Raw genomic sequence first — 19,028 nt, 5'->3', positions numbered from 1 at the left:
TCTTGCCTTCAATGCTGGCCAGCCGAACTCACAAACATTATTCATGGAATAAACAGGATGCCTTTCGTCAATATCGCCATACTCGCTGGCAAATCCACGCAGTATGCAAAAGCCGTGGCCAATGGCGTTAATGAGGCGGCCATTGGTGCCCTCGATTTCCCCGAGGATGATCGCTATCAGCTCATCACTGAATATGCAGAGCATGCCTTACAGCTCCAGACCCGCACCGGGGATCGAGTCATGCTGTCGTTGGTCATGCGTGCGGGCAAGACCGACGCCCAGAAAAAAGCGTTTTACCGGCAAGTGGTCGACAAGCTGAGCGTCGACCCGGGTATCGAGCCACACAACATGATGATCACCATCGTGGAAAACCGGGATATCGACTGGTCCTTCGCCGACGGCCAGGCCAGCTTTATAGAGCGCTGAAGCCCGGGCTCACTGGTTTACTCGATTCCTGAAGGGGGCGAGAAGGGGATGACGACATCAGGCAGTGCACCGGCATGCCCGGATCAGGGGCCAAAACAACCCCGCGTCGCTGCCATTAATGACAACGGTTCCTGTTGAATTTCGGCAAACCTTTCACGGTCTCCCGGGGGCATGATCTTTTTTCATCCAGCTTCCCCGAGTGGGCTCGTAATAGGTCTGCGGCGGCTCAGGTTGATTTTTTGCCAATGTTGGCTGGGCAATCCGGGGCATGGAAAATGCTCCCAGCGGCGTGCTCATCACGGTAATAGCCCCCTCGGTTCGTGGCAGGAGGCGTCGGTGAGCTGCTGCCTGATGAACAAGCTCAGGGGAATGGAGGATGGGCCAGCAAGGCGTCGATCTCGGACCCCGAAGGCGAAGTGGCCGGGCCATGACGGCTGACGGCCAGGGCCGCCGCCGCATTGGCACGTTGTGCTGCCTGTTCGGGCGTTTGGCCTCGGCTAAGCGCGGCTACCAGTACGCCGGTATGCGCATCGCCGGCGCCATTGGTATCCACGGCGCGGGTGGCGAAGCCGGCGATGTGCTGGTGGTGCCCATCCATTAGCAGATGACACCCTCGGGGACCATCACGCACCACGATCAACGGTGCACTGGTCCTGGCGGGCAGCGCCCTTGTGGCGGCCTTGAGTGAATCGGTATCGGTCAGGGCGCGTGCTTCGTCGGTGTTGCAGCTGAGGATCGTGGTGCGCTGCATGACCTTTTCCAGCCGTTCGGGGCAGAGTTCACCGATCATCGGGCCGGGGTCGAATATAACCGGGACCTGATCGGGCAGTGTGTCCAGCCACTCGGTCAGGGCCCTGCCTGTCGTCTCATGAAACAGCGTATAGCCGCTGACAAGCACATGATCGCCGGGCTCGGGGGTGAGCCGATACAGCACGTCGAGGTGGCCGATTTCCGCACCGGTATGGGTGATGAATGTGCGCTCGGCCGCCTGATCCACCAGCGCGACACAGAAGCCGGTATCGAGTGTTTCATCCATCTGGGCCAGCCATTCGATGCCTTCCCGGCGCATGGCCTCACGGGCCATGTCGCCGAAACGCCCACGGCCATGGCCGCCTGCATGGACGACTGTCATGCCGTCCCGAGCGGCGGCGGCCATGACATTGAACCCGCCGCCGACCTCGAAGGTGGCCCCCCGGGCCACGGTGTCTCCGCCCGGGGCAGGCAGCCGATCGATCGGCATCACCAGGTCGATGATGACCTGGCCGGTATGGATCACACGGACCTGGTTCATCGGGCCTCCTGGTAGGTGGTATGGCGAGCGCTGCCCAACAGGCCATAGCTGCCGGCGGCGACCACGAAGGTGGCGATCCAGCCCAGGCCGTTGCGACCCAGCCAGCTGTCGGCCAGTACCCCGGTAAACCAGACATGATCGCCAACGCCGATACTGGTGAAGCAGAAGCCGATCACGATCGCCAGTGCCCAGCTGGCAAAGGCGCGCCATTCGATACCGCCGCGATACCAGTAGGCGCTCGAGGGGGTGACATCGAGCAGATCCGGGCCGGAGTAGTGGTGACGATGGATCAGATCCACCAGGAACACGCCGACCCAGGCGGTGATGGGCACGGCCAGTAGGCTGATGAATGAGATGAACGGGCCGTAGAAATTGCCCGCGATCAGCATGAAGTAGATGGAGCCGGCAAAGATGGCCACGATATCCACGACCACGGCATAGACCCGCTTGATGCGCAGGCCCAGGGTAAGCGTGGTCAGCCCGGCCGAGTAGACCGACAAGTTGTTGGAGAGCAGCAGTCCGCCGAAGGCCGCCAGCAGATAGGGCACGGCCATCCAGTCGGGCAGCATCTCCCGGATCGCTGCAATGGGATCGTTGGCCGAGGCCAGATGATCGTCACCGGCGGAAATCAGCCCGCCCAGCGTGATCAGCAGCGTCAATGGAATGCCCGCACCAGCGGCGGCGGAAAGGACCAGTTTCCAGCCTTTCACCTGACCGTGCTGATAGCGTGACATGTCGGCACCGGCGTTGGCCCAGCCGATGCCGGTGCCGGCGGCAATGGTGCCGATGCCTATCAGGACGGCGCTCAGCGGTGCGGCCGGCGTATCAGCGACGGCCTGCCAGTCGATGGTCGCCATCAGAAACAGGGCGACCACGATGTTCAGTGCGCCGAATCCCCATGTTGCCCATTTCTGGATGACCAGCAGCGTCGCATGCCCCAGGCCCGAGACCAGCAGGGTGCAGGTCACGAAAAGGGCAATGAAAATCAGCGTCAGCAGTGGTACTTCGCCCGCGGTGGGCGCTGTACCGAACAGGATCGTGGAGAGTGAGAGCAGGGCGTAAGCCGCCGTTGTGGTGTTGACCGTTTCCCAGCCCAGTCGAGACATCAGCGACACCAGCGTTGGCCCGATGTTGCCCCGGACCCCGAAAACCGCGCGTGATAGCGTCAGACTGGGAGCCCGCCCTCGGCGGCCGGCAATCGAGATCAGCCCCACGACAGCAAAGGAGCCCCCGGCACCGATCACGGCAACAATGAACGCCTGCCAGATCGCCAGCTGCTGATAGACGACCAGCGTGGCCCCCAACGGCAGGCCGAGAATACTGATATTGGCGGCAAACCAGACCCAGAACAGCTGTAGCGGATGCCCATGACACTCCGCTTCCGGTGCTGGCTCGATGCCGCGTGTTTCCAGTTGTCCTGCTTTCGAGGAGGCTTCGCTGGAGGTCATGGCGTTCACCCTGAGTGGGTCGGAGCATGGTGTTGACGCAGCATCAGCAGCTGGTCGACGAGAGGTTCCGGCGCGAAGTGACTGACACGAGCGACCTGTTCTAACAGCGCAGCAGGCAGGCCCTCGGGACCATGACAGGCGCCGAGTATGGCGCCCAGCATGGCGGCGATGGTGTCGGTGTCTCCGCCAATTCCGGCGGCCAGCGTGAGTGCCGAGCGCGGCTCCTCGCCGGCGAGTTCGGCGAGGGCGAAGGTGGCGACCACCGACTCCTGAGCCGCGACCGAGGTGCCGATCAGATCATGAATGAGGGCGATGCCCGTTGCCTGATCGCGGCCCCGAACCAGCTGGCGTGCCCACTCGATGCGTGCTGAGATCAGCCCCCCGGCACTCCAATGGCCCTGCTGCTCGCCCAGGAAAGCCATTTCGTGTCCGACACGCAATGCCTGATCCAGTGGTGCGCCTTCCAGTCCTGCCGAAATGGCGCCGGCGACGGCGGCGGCGCTGGCAATCCCCAATGAGGTGTTGTGTGTCACGCGGCTGGCCTCGATGACCGCCTCGAGCAGCGTTTCGCGGGGCGTTGCCGGAGTGGCGATGGCGACTGGCGTAATACGCATGGCAGCACCGTTGGTGGTGCCGAACCGGCCGCTCTGCTCGGGGCTGATACCTTCGGCAATCATGGCCAGCGCCCGGTTGGTGGAGGGGCCGAGCAGATCCTGTGACCCCCGGGCCTTCATGTCGGCTTCCCAGTCGGTCAGGGCTCGGGCGAAGGCCACGGGTTCGATGTGGCCCTTGCCGTTGATCAGCAGTTCTGCCACCAGTACGGCCTGTTCGGTATCGTCGGTGATCGAGCCGGCAGGCATGCCGGGCGCAATCGGTTGATCCGCCGGCCCGTCATGGAGCGTATCGATCGAGCCAAAGCGGCTGATGATGTCGGCGCGACTGAAGGACTGGGTCGGCATGCCCAGCGCATCGCCCAGGGCCAGGCCGTAAAAGGCCCCCAGCGCCCGGCGACGCAGATCAGAGTCAGCAAGGGAGTCGGTCATGAGTCAAAGGCCAGATGGAAGTGAAAGTGGGTGGGATCGAGCAGGCTGGTCACGTGTTCGACAAAACGATCATCGGCATCGAGGGTCAGACGCGTCGATTGCATGAACAGGGTCCCGGTCGCTCTGTTGAGCTGTTGGGCCTGCTGTTCATCGAGTGCGGCAATGCTCAACCACTGCTCGCCGCGAGCGGCTATCAGCTCATGGGCTGCCAGGGTGTCGGTGATGGAGTCGTTGAGAAGACCGTGCTCCGGCAGGTTGGACAGTTGGCCGCGCGCCGGTATCAGAGAGCGTTCCAGCGAGACGATTTCGCCCTCGGCCAGACGCCGGCGGCGCACGATTTCCACGAAGCGGTTGCAGTGGACGCGATCGGCCAGTGCATCGTCATGCACGCATTCAATGCTTAATAGTTCGGTGACGATGCGGACTCCGGAACGGGCCAGTGCTCGGGCCCAGCCCTGCTGTTGATCCAGGGCGATACCATCGAAGGTGACGAAGGAGCCCACGCCGCTCTGGGTCGCGATGTACTGCTGGCGCTGAAGCTCCAGCAGCGCCTGACGCAGCGTACCGCGGCTGACATTGAATTCGGTCGCCAACTGATGCTCGCCGGGTAGCTGGCGGCCCGAAGACCACTCACCGCTGCGAATACGACGTCCCAGCTCATCGACGACACGCTGCTTTTTGCCAAATCGTACATGTTTGTTCATGTACATACTTGTACAGTGCCAGCCTGTCTCCGGCACTTGGACATTCGTCGATCAGCCCTTGGTCGAAGCAGTCAGGATTCCAGATGTATAAAACAAGGCAGGAAGTCGGTTGGATGTGCAAAAAATGCAAAGATCTCAACTGAGAAGGGCGTTGGTGATGGGCAGCGAGCTCGAATGAGTGAAAGAAACGGCATGGCTGACCAGGCGTTGTAAACATACTCTGAAAAAACTTTCAAAGGAGGTTGTAGCCCGGTAACTGAACAAGGAGAAAAAATGAGGCGATATGGGAAAGTGGCTACAGAAGCCGTGTACATGGCCCAGTCCGGGGTCGACCCGGTCAATGCGTGGCAGAGGGCCGCTGAAAACGAGTTTGTCGATCGTGTGGCAGCCATCAAGAAAGGTTGTCCAAAGAGCGCGTTTCTGGGCCTGGCGGAAGAGGGGCATATTCAGGGGATTCCTTCAGGCAGTTACACCACATCCAAAAGGAACAAACGCTATGCCCTTGAGCTGTTCAGATTGTTGAAGGGCGACCATGGCCTTGTCGATGACAGGCGTACCTTGTGGGTCAGGGCCTGTGGCCCCGAGCACAAGGCGCACAATGGACAAATGGATGTGGTCATTGCGCTCTGGTCCGAGGGCTTGCTGCATTAACGAGAGCATTGGGTTGGCATCGCCACGGGGCTCTTCTCTCCCTGGCAGATTGGCTTATCAATCGGCCCCTGCTTCAGGTCTCCTTGAGACGAGAGATTGAGCTCGATCATGTTACTGGCATGCCGATGAGCGATAATGCCCCGAATTCTTGTGAATCCACACAGGGCCAACGCGGAGATGACAAGCAGTGAACCGGGGCAGGCCGGCGTGGTGCTGCTGATCGATTCCGGCGTGGGTGGGCTGACCATTGCCGAGGCCATTCAGCGGCGTTGCCCGGCGCTGCCGCTTTTGTATGTCGCGGACAACGCCTGGTTCCCTTATGGAGAGTTATCGCGTGATGCCCTGATCGAGCGGGTCCTCTCACTGGTGGCGCGGGTGCAGGCCGGGCAGTCGCTCCGGGCGATCGTGATCGCCTGCAATACCGCCAGCACGGTGGTGCTGGATGCACTGCGTGAGCGGGTGGCGTGCCCGGTGATCGGGGTGGTGCCGGCCATTCGCACCGCGGCGCAGCGAAGCCGCAGCGGGGTGATTGGCCTGCTGGCCACGCCCGGCACAACACAGGGCCCTTATGTCGATACGCTGATCGAGCGCTTTGCCGCGCACTGCCGGGTGATTCGTGTGGGGGCCGAGCATCTGGCCGGGCTGGCCGAGACGGCCATGCGCGATGGGCCGCCGGATGAGGCGCTGCTGACCCGTGAGCTGGCGCCCCTGCTGCAGGCGCGCGCGGCCGGGCTGGATACCGTGGTGCTGGGCTGTACGCACTATCCGCTGCTGGCCGGGGCCATTCGCGGTCAGCTGGGGGCGTCGGTGGCACTGGTGGATACCGCCGAGCCGGTGGCGCGGCGGCTGGCGATGCTGCTGGCGGTCGATGCCGCGCCGGGCGCGGCTGTCCCGATGCATCGCTTCCGCTTTACCGCCGAGCGTGCGGAGAACGGCGCGCTGATCCCCTTCCTGCAGCGGCGGGGCTTCGCCCTGAGCGATACGCGCCTCGCGAACCGAGCGGCGGCTCAGGGCACCGGCGTAACCAGCGCCTCGCCGGCCTCGAAGGCCTGCAGGTTGCGGATCACCAGCGCGATGGTGGCCTCCAGCGCGCTCGGCGAGAGGCCGGCGGTGTGCGGGGTCAGAATGATCGACTCTTCGGCGAGCACGTCCTCGGGCACCTCGGGCTCGCCGTCGATCACATCCAGCCCGGCCGAGGCGATGCGCCGTTCGCGGATGGCGGCCACCAGTGCCTCGGTGTCGACCACGCTGCCGCGGCCGATGTTGATCAGCACGCCGCTGGCACCCAGGGCGGTGAGCATTGCCTCATCGACCAGATGATGGGTCTGCGGGCCGCCGGGCAGGGCGGCGACCAGCACGTCCGCCTGTTCGGCCACGCGCCGTGCCTCGGGCTCATGGTGATACGGCAGCTCCGTTTTTGGTGAACGGCTGTGGTAGACCACCGGCATGTCGAAGCCGTAGTGGGCGCGTTTGGCGATCGCCCGGGCGATGTTGCCCATGCCCAGCAGCCCCAGCGTCCTGCCGTGCAGATCGGGGTGGCTGCGCCGGGCGTTCTGCCATTCGCCGCGGCGTACGGCGGCATCGCTCTGGGGAATGCGGCGCAGGCAGGCCAGCATCAGCCCCAGGGTGTGGTCGGCGACGGTATCGGCATTGGTGCCGGGGCCGTGGGTGACGGCAATGCCGCGTTCGCGGGCGGCGGCGACGTCGATGCCCTCGAAGCCCACCCCCTGGGCGCAGATCAGGCCGAGCCGGGGCAGTTCATCCATCTCTTCAGCGGTAAAGCCGATGGTGCCGATGGTCAGCACGGCACGAATCGAGTCGCCGTGTTCGGCGATCACCTCGCGGCGCCGTTCGTCGTGCTCGGCCCGGTGCACGCGAAAGCCTGCCTGCGTCAGCTGCTCCCGGTGGCGACGGGAGATGTGGGTTACGAGCAGCAGATCGAGCGGCATGGTGGTTCTCCGGCTGAAGAAGGGATGGCACAACGTCATTCTGGCAGCTTTCGGCCAGGCATTGGGCATTACAGCAGCGCCGGCAGCCGCTCGCCGAGGAAATCCAGCAGCAGGGTGATGCGCTGGGCCAGCGCGGTATTGCGGTAGTAGACGGCATTGATCGCCTGAAAGCGCGGCTGGGTCAGGGTCTCGAGGACCGGGATCAGATGACCGTCGCGGCGATCGGCCACGGTGGTGTAGTCGCCCAGGCAGACGATGCCCTGTTCGGTCAGCGCCAGGCTGCGCAGGGTGGTGGCACTGGAGGCTGCCAGGTCGGGGGTGACCTGCAGATCGCCGCCGAACGTATCCGCCAGCGGCCAGCGGTTGAGATGGGTGAGCTGGTGGAAGCCCAGCAGGGTGTGCTGCTCCAGCTCGGCCACCGCCTGCGGGGTGCCATGACGCGCCAGATAGCCGGGGGCGGCCAGCAGTTGCAGGCGGCTGCGCCCCAGCGGGCGGGCGTGCAGGCTGGAGTCGCTGAGCTCGCCGATGCGGATGGCGACATCGGTGCGCTGCTCGAGCAGGTCGATGAAGCGGTCGTGGGTGTCGAGTTCGAGCGTGATGCCCGGGTAGCGCCTTCGGAACTCGCCGATCAGCGGCACCATCACGTGCTGCATGAAGGTGGGGGCGGCGTTGACCCGCAGGCGCCCGACCGGCTGCTGATGGTGCAGCGCCATCGCTTCTTCGGCGGCTTCCACTGCGGCGAGGATGGCGCGGGCGTGATCGAGGAACTCGTGGCCCTCTTCGGTCAGCTCCAGCCGGCGGGTGGTGCGCCGCAGCAGGGTGGTGGCGAGCTTGCGCTCCAGGCGATTGAGGGCGCGGCTCACGCCCGAGGTGGTCTGGCCGAGCTGTTCGGCGGCGGCAGTGATCGAACCGGCATCCACCACGGCGACAAAGGCCTGCTGCTCTTCGAGGGTGCTGCGCATTATTGATCGGCAATCAAGGGTTTTTTGCAGTTTATCGCATTTTTCGACAATAAAACGCCGGGTAGGCTGCCTGCCCATTGCGGCCGGCGGCCGCCTCGACTGCTACAGGAGTTCGTCTTGAAGATTCTTTTGATCAACGGCCAGCGCCCGTTCGCCCACTCCGGGGGCCGGCTCAACACCACCCTGCACGAAGCGGCCCGCGAGGAGCTGACCGCGCTGGGCCACGAGGTGACTACCACCACCGTGGACGACGGTTACGAGGTCGAAGAGGAAGTGGCAAAGTTCGTGCACGCCGAGGTCATCATCTATCAGATGCCGGGCTGGTGGATGGGGGTGCCCTGGAGTCTCAAGCGCTATCTCGATGAGGTGCTGACCACCGGTCACGGCACGCTCTACGCCAGCGATGGGCGCAGCCGCCACGATCCGAGCCGGCAGTACGGTAGCGGCGGACTGCTGCAGGGCCGGCGCTACATGCTGTCGCTGACCTGGAACGCCCCGCAGGAGGCGTTCGACGAACCCGGCAACTTCTTCGAGGGCCGGGGCGTGGATGCGGTCTACTTCCCGTTTCACAAGGCGCAGCAGTTTCTCGGCCTCGAAGCGCTGCCCACCTTTCTCGCCACCGACGTGATCAAGGCGCCGGCAGTCGAGCATCATGTCAGTCGCTATCGCGCTCACCTGCGCGAGCTCTTCGCCCGAGGCGATACCACTGCTCGAACGAGCCGGCAGACGCCGGCGGCGCAGCAGACCGGCGCCTGAACCCCCGGCGCTGCCGGCGCAGCCAGCTGCAGAGATTGGAGGCCAGAGGCGACAGCATCAGCAGCCGGGTGTTCGAGGGCAGTGGCAGCGCGTATCGCGCCCGCAGTGGCCGCAGCTGTCGGACCACCTGGCGGATCTTCGGCAGCGAGGCGAGATAGCCTTCGAGCCGGTTGGCGACCGTCTTGTAATAGAGCGCATCCTGACACGCCAGCAGGGTCATCAGCCGGTTCTGGTAGTCCGGCCCCTGGCCTGCGATCTCCAGGTGCAGTTCGATGATGTGGCCGATGTCGGTCAGGTCGCGCGGCCGGGTATTGCGGGCCTGCCCCTGCGGGTTGATGCGATAGGCGATCAGGGCTTCGTCGGTGGCAATGATCTCCCGGGCGCGCAGATAGACCCGGGGGATCAGCATCATGTCCTCGAAGTGCAGGCTGACCGGAAAGCGCAGGTTGTCGAACAGCCGGGTGCGATAGATGCGGGTCCAGACATACCACTCCGAGGCGGTGAAGATCCGCTCCAGCTGCGTCGGCGTGAGCAGGCCACGGTAGTTGCCCAGCGCGTTGAAGCGCATCAGCCGGTCGCCCGACCAGTCCTCGGTGGCGACCAGTCCGGGGTCGGCAAGGGCGTTGAATTCGATGAGATCGACGTCGCCGGTGATCAGCTCATCGACATCGCCGATCAGTGCTTCGAGCCGGGGGTAGTAGCGCTCGAGCCAGTAGTCATCGCCATCGAGAAAGGTGAGAAAGGGGGTGGTGGCGCGCTCGATGGCCATGTTGCGGACCGTCGCCACGCCGGCATTGGGCTGATCGATGACCAGGATGCGCTCGCGCGTGGCGGGCGCATAGCCCGTGATCAGCGACTGGATGCGGTGTGCTGTCTCGTCGCTCGAACCGTCATTGACCACGATGATCCTGACCCGGTGATCGGTCTGGCGCACCACCGAATCGATGGCCGCCCGGATGTGATCGGCATTGTTGTAGGCGGCAATGCCGACCGTCAGCCAGGCTTCGTCTGCTCCGCTGGTGATGTTCATCTCATGATCTCTGGCGCATGGAATCATCGCCATTATTGGTCTTTGACAAGGGGCTGCTATGCCGAAAATGTCGGTCGGGCTGCGCCGGGAAAGCTGATTTTTATCCTTGTTTTCAATACCTTGAGAAAGTTGTAGTAGTACTCCTCCATGGGCCTGGACTGATGGCCCGCGCATGTGGTGGGCCGCTCCGGTTCGGTGGTCTGACCAATGTCGTAGAGACTCTTTTTCAGCCTCGTTTCAGGGTGGCAGGGAAAGGAACTGCACTGAAACGGGGAGGCGAAATGACCCAGGCAAGCGCGGCACCGGCCTCGAAGGTTCGCTATCGAATCGTGCTCTGGCTGCTGGTCGGCGGCATGATCAACTACATCGATCGCGCCAATCTGTCGATTGCAGCACCGGCCATGATTGCGGAGCTGGGGCTCGACAATACCGACATCGGGCTGATGGGCACGGTGTTCGCGTGGTGTTATGCCGTCGCCCAGCTGCCGGCCGGCTGGATTGCCGACCGCTTCGGGGCAAGGCTGGTGTATGCGCTGGCCCTGCTGGCCTGGAGCCTGGCGACCATGGGCATGGGGCTGGCCAGTGCGCTGTGGGTCTTTCTGCTGCTGCGGGTACTGCTGGGCTTCGGCGAGGCGCCCTGCTGGCCGACCGCGGCCAAGGTGACCTCGTTCTGGTTTCCGCGCCAGGAGCGGGGCATCGCCACCGGCATCTTCGACAGCGCCTCGAAATGGGGGCCGGCGCTGGCACCGCCGGTGCTGGTGGGGGTGCTGGCGTGGTTCGGCTGGCGAGGCCTGTTCCTGTTCACCGGCCTGGTCGGGGCCGTCTTCGCGCTGGTGTTCTATCTCTTCTATCGCAATCCGGATCGGCATGCCCGGCTGCCGCAGGCAGAGTTCGACTGGATCGAATCCGGGGGCGGTGGCCATGAGCAGGTCATGCAGCGCTCGCCGATGCCCTGGCGTGCCCTGTTTGCCCAGCGCAGCGTGTGGGGCATGATTCTGGGCTATTTCTGCACCATCTGGATCTGGAACATCTTTCTGGTCTTTTTGCCGCTCTACCTGAAGGACAGCTGGCAGATCACCCTGACCGAGATGGGGTTCTACTCCTCCATTCCGTGGATCGGCGGTGCGCTGGGCAACATCGCCAGCGGTTTCGTGGCCCGAAGCCTGGTGGAGCGGCAGGGGCTGCCTTCGCTGAAGGCGCGTCAGTACATCATCGCCGTCAGCGCCCTGGTGGCTGCGGGGGCGGTGATCGCGCTGCCCTTCATGGGCTCGCTGGCCATGACCATTGCGCTGATGACCCTCGCACTGGCCTTCATTTCGGCGATCACCGGCAGTGCCTGGGCGCTGGCCGGTGATGTGGCGCCGCCCTCGATGGTGGCCTCGGTCGGCTCGATCCAGAACTTCGGCGGCTATTTCGGTGGTGCCTTCTCACCGCTGGTGGCCGGAATGATTGTCGATACCACGGGCTCGTGGTCGCTCGCCTTCATCTCCGGCGGCATCATCGCCGCCGGGGCCGCCATCTGCTATCTGTGGATCGTGCGGGACCCGATTGTCACGCCCGAGGCCGAGGATCGCTGAGCCGCATGGCGCCGGCCCGGAGCCGGGCCGGCGGCTTCGTCAGGGGCGCATGCCCACCGCCTGCTGCGTGAGCTCGGCGTGGTGTATCGCCGGCATCGCCGCCGGTGCAAGGTTCGCCGACCGAGGCAGGCCATCGAGCACGGCATCGGCGATGCGGTCGATGCTTTCCGCGTCCAGTTCATGATAGCTGGGCAGGCACAGCACCCGGGCGGCCACATCCTCGGCGACCGGCATGAACGCATGGGGCACCCAGGCCAGGGTGTTGAGACTCGGGGCGAAGTAGCGCCTCGGCACCACCTCGATGGCAGCCAGCCGCTCCACGGCATCCAGCAGGTGCTGCTCGCTGGCAAACAGGATCGGGTAGTAGGCATGATTGCTGCGGGTGCCCGGGATCACCGCCGGCCGCTGCAGGCCGCTGCCGGCGAACCGCTCGTCATAGGCGCGGGCGATGGCACTGCGGCGCGCCAGAATGGCCTCGAGCCACGGCAGGATGGTCAGTCCCATGGCCGCATGCACCTCGGAGTTCTTGCCGTTGATGCCGGCCAGCATGTAACCCTCCTGGCCCACCTGACCGAACTCGCGGGTCGCCCGCAGGGCGGCGGAGAGTTCGGCGTCATTGGTGAAGAGGCCGCCCCCCTCGATGGTGTGGAACAGCTTGGTGGCGTGAAAGCTGGTAATGCTGATATCGCCGTAGTTGAAGACGCTGCGCCCCTGATAGAGGGTGCCGAAGCAGTGCGCGGCATCGTAGATGACCTTCAATCCGTGACGGTCGGCGATGGCCTGGATGGCATGAATGTCACACGGATTGCCGTAGACATGGGTCGCCAGAATGGCCACGGTACGTTCGGTGATTGCCGCCTCGATCCTGCCGGCATCGATGTTCAGTGTATCCGGATCGATATCGACAAAGCGCGGCGTGAAGCCCTCCCAGACGATACTGCTCAGGGTGGCCACGAACGAGAAGGGGGTGGTGATGACCTCCCCCTGCTGCGGCAGGGCCTTCAGCGCCAGCTGCAGGGCAATGGTGCCATTGGCGATATAGTGAAAGTGGCGGACGCCGGTCAGGGCCGTGATCCGCTGCTCGAACTCCCGCACCTGGGGGCCGTGATTGGTCCACTGTCCGGCGCGATAGATGTCGCCGATACGCGCAATGTAATCGGCCTCGGGCGGCATGAAAGGGCGGGTTACCGGAATCATGGCGAACCCTCCACGGCGTGATGGGTGGCCTGTGTTGCCGGAGTGAACGGCACCTGGATCTCCAGCGAATCCCCCTCCATGGCACGATTGTCGAAGATATCCAGCAGATAGCGGCCGTAGTTGTTCTTCTTCAGGGAGTGGCCGATATCGAGCAGATGATCGTCGCCGATCCAGCGGTTGCGCCAGGCGATCTCTTCCAGACAGGCAATCTTGTAGCCCTGGTTCTTCTCCAGGGTTTCCACGAACATGGAGGCTTCCAGCAGCGACTCGTGCGTGCCGGTATCCAGCCAGGTGTAGCCCCGGCCCAGCAGTTCGACGCTGAGATCGCCCCGCTCCAGATAGGCCTGATTGACGCTGGTGATCTCCAGCTCACCGCGGTGTGACGGGCGCACGTTGCGGGCGATCTCGACCACGTCGTTGTCGTAGAAGTAGAGCCCGGTGACGGCGTAGTTGGACCTCGGGTGAGCGGGTTTTTCCTCCAGCGAGATGGCACGCTGCTGGCGGTCGAACTCGACCACGCCGAAGCGCTCCGGATCCTGGACCTGATAGCCGAAGATGGTGGCGCCGTGGTCGCGTCCCGAGGCGCGGATCAGCTTCGGCCGCAGGCCGTGGCCGTAGAAGATGTTGTCGCCGAGAATCAGGCAGACACTGTCATTGCCGATGAACTCCCGGCCAATGATGAAAGTTGCTCTGGTCGCGTTCGGTGGTGATGATCAGGATGTCGCGGATGCCGGCCAGCATCAGTACCGACAGCGGATAGTAGATCATCGGCTTGTCGTGCACCGCCAGCAGCTGCTTGGACGTCGCCAGGGTCAGGGGATAAAGGCGTGTACCGCTGCCACCTGCAAGAATGATGCCTTTCATCATGAATGCTCCTCTATCAGACCCAGTCGTTCACGGTTGTATTTGCCGCTCTGTGCCGATTGACACCACTGCCCATTGGCGATGTACCACTGCACTGTCTTCAGCAGCCCGCTTTCGAAGGTCTCCTGCGGCGTCCAGCCCAGTTCCCGGCGAATCTTGCGGGCATCAATGGCGTAGCGGGTGTCGTGACCGGGTCGGTCATTGACATGGGTGATCAGCTCCCGGAACCGCTCGACACCGGCCGGCCGAATCGGCGCAATGTCTTCCAGGATGTCGCAGATGCCGTGTACGACCTCGATGTTTCTTTTTTCGTTGTTACCGCCGATGTTGTAGGTCTCTCCCACCCGACCCTTTTCCACGACCTGCATCAGTGCGCGGGCATGATCCTCGACGAACAGCCAGTCACGGATCTGGTTGCCCTGGCCATAGACCGGGAGCAGCTTGCCCTCGAGCGCGTTGAGAATGGTCAGCGGGATCAGCTTCTCGGGAAAATGACAGGGGCCGTAATTGTTGGAGCAGTTGGTCAGTACCACCGGCAGGCCGTAGGTGCGATGCCATGCCCGTACCAGATGATCCGATCCGGCCTTGCTGGCGGCATAGGGTGAGCTGGGCGCATAGGGCGTGGTTTCCTGAAAGCCGCCCGGGGTATCTCCCAGATCGCCATAGACTTCATCGGTCGATATATGGTGGAAGCGGAACGCCGATCGCCTTTCACCGGACAGCTTCTGCCAGTACTGGCGTGCCACCTCAAGCAGGGTATGGGTGCCCATGATGTTGGTTGTCATGAATTCTGCCGAGTTGTCGATGGAGCGATCGACATGAGACTCGGCCGCCAGATGCATGATGGCATCAGGACGGTATTTTTCGAAAATGGTTGCCATTGCAGCCCGGTCACGAATGTCCTGCTGCTCGAAATGATGGCGACTGCTGCCGGCGATACTGCGCAGCGATTCGAGGTTGCCGGCATAGGTCAGCCTGTCGATGTTCACGACCCGGTTGGCCGTGTTCCTGACAAGATGGCGCACCAGTGCGGACCCGATGAATCCCGCACCTCCTGTCACAATGATCGTTTTCACCACGACACCTCATGTTTTTTTTCAAGGAGGTCCTGGGGCTGAATCTAACGAAAAGGGTAACGATTTATTGTGCTGTAATGGTTGCATTGATGCTGGTTTATAATGTTCTGTAATAAAGTATTAACTAACTCCTGGAGCGATTTTGTTTTGATGACAGTTCACTCCTCGGAGCATGTCAAAAGAGTGATGGTGCATGAATTAATTCTTTTATTTTGAGATCATGTAACAAAAAAGCTCATCCACGAAGTGGATGAGCGATGCGGGCGAGGACGTTTGATCAGTCGCTTGAGCAGTCAGATATGCTGCCGGGCGGCAGTGGTTTTTCCCGGTTCAGGCAGTTTTCCGAGCTTTTTCAGGGCCTGGGGGCGTGTCTTCAGCCAGGTATAGAGATTCGATGCCAGCGGCGACATGAACAGCAAACGAGTCTTCATCGGCAGCTTGATCCTGCTGGCCAGCATGGGCTGGATGGTGGCAAGACGTCTTCTTATGGGGCCGAGAGAGCCGATATAGCCCAGTCTGATATTGGTCATGATCTTGAAATAGAGCGCGCTCTGACAGGCCAGCAACACCATCAGGTCACGGGCATGGCCGGAACTTTTCCGCGCGATATTCAGGTGAATGTCGATGATCCTGGAGACATCATCGATATCACGCTGCGCCGGATTGCAGACCTGGCCGCCAAGATTGATCCGGTAGGCAATCAGCGGGTCTTCGGTCGCAATGATGGTGCGGGCACGCAGGTAGAGCTGCGGCACCAGCATCATGTCCTCGTAGTGCAGTTCCCGGGGGAAGCGCAGGCCGTCAAACAGTGATTTCCGATAGATTCGGGTCCAGACATACCACTTGGAGGCGGTAAAGATGCTCTTGAGATGCTCCGTAGAGAGCTCGCCCCGGTAGTTGCCCAGCGGGTTGAACCTGACGAATCTGCCTGCCTTCTGGTCCGGTTCGAGCAGGCGCCGGTCTTCCAGCACGTTATATTCCAGCAGGTCAAACTCGGCCTGTGCCGGATCTCCGATCAGTGACAGCACGCTGTCGTAGTAGTGATCCAGCCAGTAGTCGTCGCCGTCGAGGAAAGTGATATAGGGGGCACGGGACCGGTCGATGGCGATGTTGCGAACCGCGGCAACGCCCGCATTGTCCTGATCAATCAGGGTAATGCGCTGACGGGTCGGTTCATTGTAACTGGCCAGCAGGTCATGAATGCGTGCCAGGGTGTTGTCCCTGGAACCGTCATTGACAATGATGACCTCGACCCGGCTATCCGTCTGTCGGACGACCGAATTGATCGCCCGGCGAATATAGGCAGCACTGTTATAGGCCGCAATGCCGACGGTCAGCCAGGGCGTATTTTCCCCTGAAGGCGTGCTCATGTGCCCCGTCCCCTTGTTCTGTGGTAAGCGCCATTATTGGTGTCTTCAGGTTTCCCGCTGTGCCGGGACGTGCATTTATGTTAATGGATGTTTATATATTTAAACTGGATTAATAAAATGCAGCGCTTTTTTTGAATTAATGTTCGGTTGCTAATGTTTATTTTAAACGGGATTAATATTTGAATGCAGGGTCGGAGCCCGCCGGGTCGGTGGCGCCTTGCCGCCGACCCGAAACGTCAGATGCCGGACGGGTCATTTCATGCCGGTGGCGTGTCCCTGTGTGCATGACGCGCTCTCATTGGCGCTGGCGGTAGCCTGGAGGACGCTCTCCACGATGAGCATGCCCACGTCGTTCTGCCACAGCCAGAGACCGTTGGCCTGACCGGCAAAGCTGGGTTCGCCGCCCAGTTCGCCGCTGGGCACGAAGCCGGCGGCCAGGCCGATACCGTAGAGATTGCGGATCGGCTGACCATCGGTCGCCATGACCCGGCACTGTCGATCGACCATGGCCGGGCGGCCGGGGCCCTGCGCGGCCAGTGCCAGCGGATTGTTCGAGGCGTCGAACAGCGGCAGGGCGTGCGGTCGGTAACCGAGCGCGGCAATTACCACATCGGCCTGATCCAGGAGTTCAAGCGCTGCCGGGTCATGCCGGTCGTTCATCCGATGCAGGCGCAGGCGCGGGTCGGGCGCTCGCCCGTCGAGGCTCAGCATGCGCAGCAGCAGTTCGCGTGATTCCAGTCTCAGGCCGGCGAGACGGTAGACGAAGCCGCTGACCGGACAGATGTCCTCGCTGCCGAAATCGGTAAAGCCTTCGGCATGCGCCGCCTCGGCGGAGGGGTAGAAGGGGCGCAGCGGGCGGCGATGGAGCAGGGTAATGGCATTGGCGCCCAGCGGCAGCGAGGGCGAGGCCTTGAGCAGCAGGGCGGCGGTGCTCAGGGCACTGGTGGAACCGCCCAGAATGGCAATCCGGGGGGCGCGGCAGTGCGACAGGCGTTGCCGCAGCCGCTCGACGCCGCCGAGTTCCACCACCTCGTCGGACTGGATCAGGCGATCGCTGACCCGCTCCATGAGCGAGACACCGGCAAAGCGCTCCTCGGCCAGCCGCTGTGGTGGCTGATGACCGCCGGTAGCGATGACCACACTGCGGCTGAGCAGCGTACGCTCGCTACCATCCGCCCGGCAGCGCAGGCGGACGTGCCACAGGCCATCCGTCTGTTGCCGGGCCGAGACCGCTTCATGGCCGGTCAGCACGCTGCCGCCGTGGGTTTCCACCAGCCGATGCAGCTGCCGGCCGGTTTCGCGCAGGAAGGGGCCGGTCTCGGCCAGCGGCACGCCGAGTGCATCGCTGTAACGCGCGATCTGCCGGCCGCTGGGATGCTCCATCAGTGCCGCCAGCTCGGGGTGCACGTTGTCCCTGACGGCGCTGAGAAAGGTGGCCGCCGTACTGTCGGAGGTGATGGCGTAGTTGCCCAGCCGGCCGCCGCCAATGGCGTCGTCGCGCTCTACCACGACCAGACCCGAACGGGCCAGTTCGGGCAGCCGATTGCGTTTGGTGGCGGCGGTCAGCAGTGCGGTGCCGGCGGGCCCACCACCGATCACCACGACCGAATGAATGCGGTCATCCCCGCGGCCGGCTGGCGCAGGGGTGGGCTGGTGAAGTGTCGAAGCGGACGGTGGACTGGCATGGCCGTGAGTAATCGGAGCGGGGGTGGGGCGGGCGATGGTATGCGGGAACCACTGGCGCATGTAATCAGGCATGACGAGACCCATTTGTTGGTGTTGGTGTTGGTGATGGTGGTGAGTGCTGTGTTTCCTGCTGATACGGTGCTCACCGCCATTCTTGGTTGGGTCTTAAGTACTTACTTTGCCGATATGGACATTCCCTTAAGTTCGAGTGAAGAGGGTCATGTCGGCATGGTCGGGCGTTTCGAAACCACTGCCTACAGCGGTGGCAGTGCCTGCGCGCGCTGGCGCAGCTGCTCGCGGAAGGCCAGTGCGGCCGCACTAATGGGTTCGCCGCGGCGGGTCAGCAGACCGTAGGGGGCCAGCGTCGTGCCGATGCGGATCGGCAGCGCCCGGATCAGATCGCTCTGCAGATGGTCGCGGACCACGCTTTCTGCCATGGCCAGTACCGCATCGCTGCGCTGAACGAGCTGCAGTGCGGCAAAGATGGAGTCGCACTCGATGGTATCGCGCGGTGAACACAGGCCGAGCCGTTCGAATTCGTGCTCCAGTGTCTGCCGGGCGGGGCTTGCGATCGGCTGCATGATCCACGGCCACTGCTCCAGCAGCTCGCTCAGCTCGGGCGGGTCCTGGGCCGCCATGGTATCGATCAGCGGATGATCGCGTCGCACCACCGTCAGCAGGGTTTCGTTGCCCAGTGCCTCGAATTCGAAGCGGTTGTGCTGCAGTGGCGAGGCGAAGCGCGCCACCGCCAGATCGATCCGGGAGTGCTCCAGCCACTCCATCAGCTGATCACTGGTCTCGCCCATCAGCCGAATCTGCAGCAGCGGCTGCTGTCGCTTGAGATCGATGATGGCCTGCGCCACCAGATCAGGTGCCGCGCCCATGATCGCGCCGATGGCGAGCGTGCCCTGACCGCCCAGCCGGGAGCGCTCCACCAGTTCGGCGCAGCGATCCAGCCGCGTCAGCGCGCTGCGCGCGAAGATCAGCACCTCCTCGCC

16 protein-coding genes and 2 pseudogenes are annotated in these 19,028 nt (G+C 63.1%); 5 read left to right on the top strand and 13 right to left on the bottom strand.

Going from position 1 to position 19,028, the window contains the following annotated elements:
- Positions 1-57: 57 nt before the first annotated feature.
- Positions 58-426: a tautomerase family protein gene (locus tag C7446_RS09380; protein WP_121172847.1), complete on the top strand. Its 369-nt coding sequence runs from the start codon at positions 58-60 to the stop codon at positions 424-426.
- Between the two features lie 361 nt (positions 427-787).
- Here C7446_RS09380 and C7446_RS09375 read toward each other — a convergent pair whose 3' ends face one another.
- From C7446_RS09375 to C7446_RS09360, 4 genes are read right to left on the bottom strand one after another with little or no spacing between them, the layout of a single operon-like run.
- The gene (locus C7446_RS09375) at positions 788-1,717 is read right to left on the bottom strand and encodes a PfkB family carbohydrate kinase (protein ID WP_121172846.1); all 930 of its coding nucleotides are present in this window, start codon (positions 1,715-1,717) and stop codon (positions 788-790) included.
- Positions 1,714-3,165: a purine-cytosine permease family protein gene (locus tag C7446_RS09370; RefSeq protein WP_121172845.1), complete on the bottom strand. Its 1,452-nt coding sequence runs from the start codon at positions 3,163-3,165 to the stop codon at positions 1,714-1,716. Before C7446_RS09370 ends, C7446_RS09375 begins: the two co-directional genes overlap by 4 nt.
- 5 nt (positions 3,166-3,170) lie before the next feature.
- Positions 3,171-4,208, bottom strand: a complete 1,038-nt coding sequence (locus tag C7446_RS09365; RefSeq protein WP_121172844.1) for an ADP-ribosylglycohydrolase family protein — start codon at positions 4,206-4,208, stop codon at positions 3,171-3,173.
- Positions 4,205-4,912 carry a GntR family transcriptional regulator gene (locus C7446_RS09360; RefSeq protein WP_121173036.1) on the bottom strand — a complete coding sequence of 236 codons (708 nt, stop codon included), beginning with the start codon at positions 4,910-4,912 and terminating at the stop codon, positions 4,205-4,207. The genes C7446_RS09365 and C7446_RS09360 overlap by 4 nt, the downstream gene beginning before the upstream one ends.
- A 273-nt stretch (positions 4,913-5,185) precedes the next feature.
- Between C7446_RS09360 and C7446_RS09355 the strand changes: the two genes are divergently transcribed.
- Both C7446_RS09355 and murI read left to right on the top strand, forming a co-directional pair.
- The gene (locus C7446_RS09355) at positions 5,186-5,563 is read left to right on the top strand and encodes a DUF6979 family protein (protein ID WP_121172843.1); all 378 of its coding nucleotides are present in this window, start codon (positions 5,186-5,188) and stop codon (positions 5,561-5,563) included.
- A gap of 135 nt (positions 5,564-5,698) precedes the next feature.
- A pseudogene (gene murI / locus C7446_RS16680) lies at positions 5,699-6,466 on the top strand (glutamate racemase); the annotation flags it as partial.
- Between the two features lie 104 nt (positions 6,467-6,570).
- Here the strand turns inward: murI and C7446_RS16675 are convergent.
- Together C7446_RS16675 and C7446_RS09340 are read right to left on the bottom strand one after the other, a co-directional pair.
- The gene (locus tag C7446_RS16675) at positions 6,571-7,512 is read right to left on the bottom strand and encodes a 2-hydroxyacid dehydrogenase (protein ID WP_121172841.1); all 942 of its coding nucleotides are present in this window, start codon (positions 7,510-7,512) and stop codon (positions 6,571-6,573) included.
- A 68-nt stretch (positions 7,513-7,580) separates the two neighbouring features.
- Complete coding sequence (locus C7446_RS09340; protein ID WP_121172840.1) at positions 7,581-8,474, bottom strand: LysR family transcriptional regulator; 894 nt, start codon at positions 8,472-8,474, stop codon at positions 7,581-7,583.
- A 117-nt stretch (positions 8,475-8,591) separates the two neighbouring features.
- Here C7446_RS09340 and C7446_RS09335 point away from each other — a divergent pair, with 117 nt between their 5' ends.
- Positions 8,592-9,230: an NAD(P)H-dependent oxidoreductase gene (locus C7446_RS09335; RefSeq protein ID WP_121172839.1), complete on the top strand. Its 639-nt coding sequence runs from the start codon at positions 8,592-8,594 to the stop codon at positions 9,228-9,230.
- Here the strand turns inward: C7446_RS09335 and C7446_RS09330 are convergent.
- The gene (locus C7446_RS09330) at positions 9,130-10,260 is read right to left on the bottom strand and encodes a glycosyltransferase family 2 protein (RefSeq protein ID WP_170150044.1); all 1,131 of its coding nucleotides are present in this window, start codon (positions 10,258-10,260) and stop codon (positions 9,130-9,132) included. The genes C7446_RS09335 and C7446_RS09330 overlap by 101 nt on opposite strands.
- Positions 10,261-10,541: 281 nt before the next feature.
- Between C7446_RS09330 and C7446_RS09325 the strand changes: the two genes are divergently transcribed.
- A complete protein-coding gene (locus C7446_RS09325) occupies positions 10,542-11,837 on the top strand; it encodes an MFS transporter (RefSeq protein ID WP_121172837.1) in 1,296 nt (431 codons plus the stop codon).
- Positions 11,838-11,876: 39 nt separating this feature from the next.
- Here C7446_RS09325 and C7446_RS09320 read toward each other — a convergent pair whose 3' ends face one another.
- The 6 genes and pseudogenes from C7446_RS09320 to C7446_RS09295 form a co-directional block, all read right to left on the bottom strand.
- Positions 11,877-13,034 (bottom strand): DegT/DnrJ/EryC1/StrS family aminotransferase, encoded by a 1,158-nt coding sequence (locus C7446_RS09320; RefSeq protein ID WP_121172836.1) that lies wholly within the window; start codon positions 13,032-13,034, stop codon positions 11,877-11,879.
- A pseudogene (locus C7446_RS09315) lies at positions 13,031-13,898 on the bottom strand (sugar nucleotidyltransferase). The gene C7446_RS09320 and the pseudogene C7446_RS09315 overlap by 4 nt, the downstream one beginning before the upstream one ends.
- Entirely contained in the window at positions 13,898-14,974 is a 1,077-nt protein-coding gene (rfbB, locus tag C7446_RS09310) for a dTDP-glucose 4,6-dehydratase (protein WP_121173035.1), read from the bottom strand. Before rfbB ends, C7446_RS09315 begins: the two are co-directional and overlap by 1 nt.
- Positions 14,975-15,267: 293 nt before the next feature.
- The gene (locus C7446_RS09305) at positions 15,268-16,344 is read right to left on the bottom strand and encodes a glycosyltransferase family 2 protein (protein ID WP_121172835.1); all 1,077 of its coding nucleotides are present in this window, start codon (positions 16,342-16,344) and stop codon (positions 15,268-15,270) included.
- A gap of 252 nt (positions 16,345-16,596) precedes the next feature.
- Positions 16,597-18,102 carry an FAD-dependent oxidoreductase gene (locus tag C7446_RS09300; protein ID WP_211327926.1) on the bottom strand — a complete coding sequence of 502 codons (1,506 nt, stop codon included), beginning with the start codon at positions 18,100-18,102 and terminating at the stop codon, positions 16,597-16,599.
- Between the two features lie 182 nt (positions 18,103-18,284).
- Positions 18,285-19,019 carry a LysR substrate-binding domain-containing protein gene (locus tag C7446_RS09295; protein ID WP_211327925.1) on the bottom strand — a complete coding sequence of 245 codons (735 nt, stop codon included), beginning with the start codon at positions 19,017-19,019 and terminating at the stop codon, positions 18,285-18,287.
- Positions 19,020-19,028 lie beyond the last annotated feature (9 nt).

Origin of the sequence: Kushneria sinocarnis (assembly GCF_003633775.1) — a bacterium.
Classification (GTDB): Bacteria; Pseudomonadota; Gammaproteobacteria; order Pseudomonadales; family Halomonadaceae; genus Kushneria; species Kushneria sinocarnis.
This window is presented reverse-complemented; position numbering and strand designations above follow the sequence as displayed.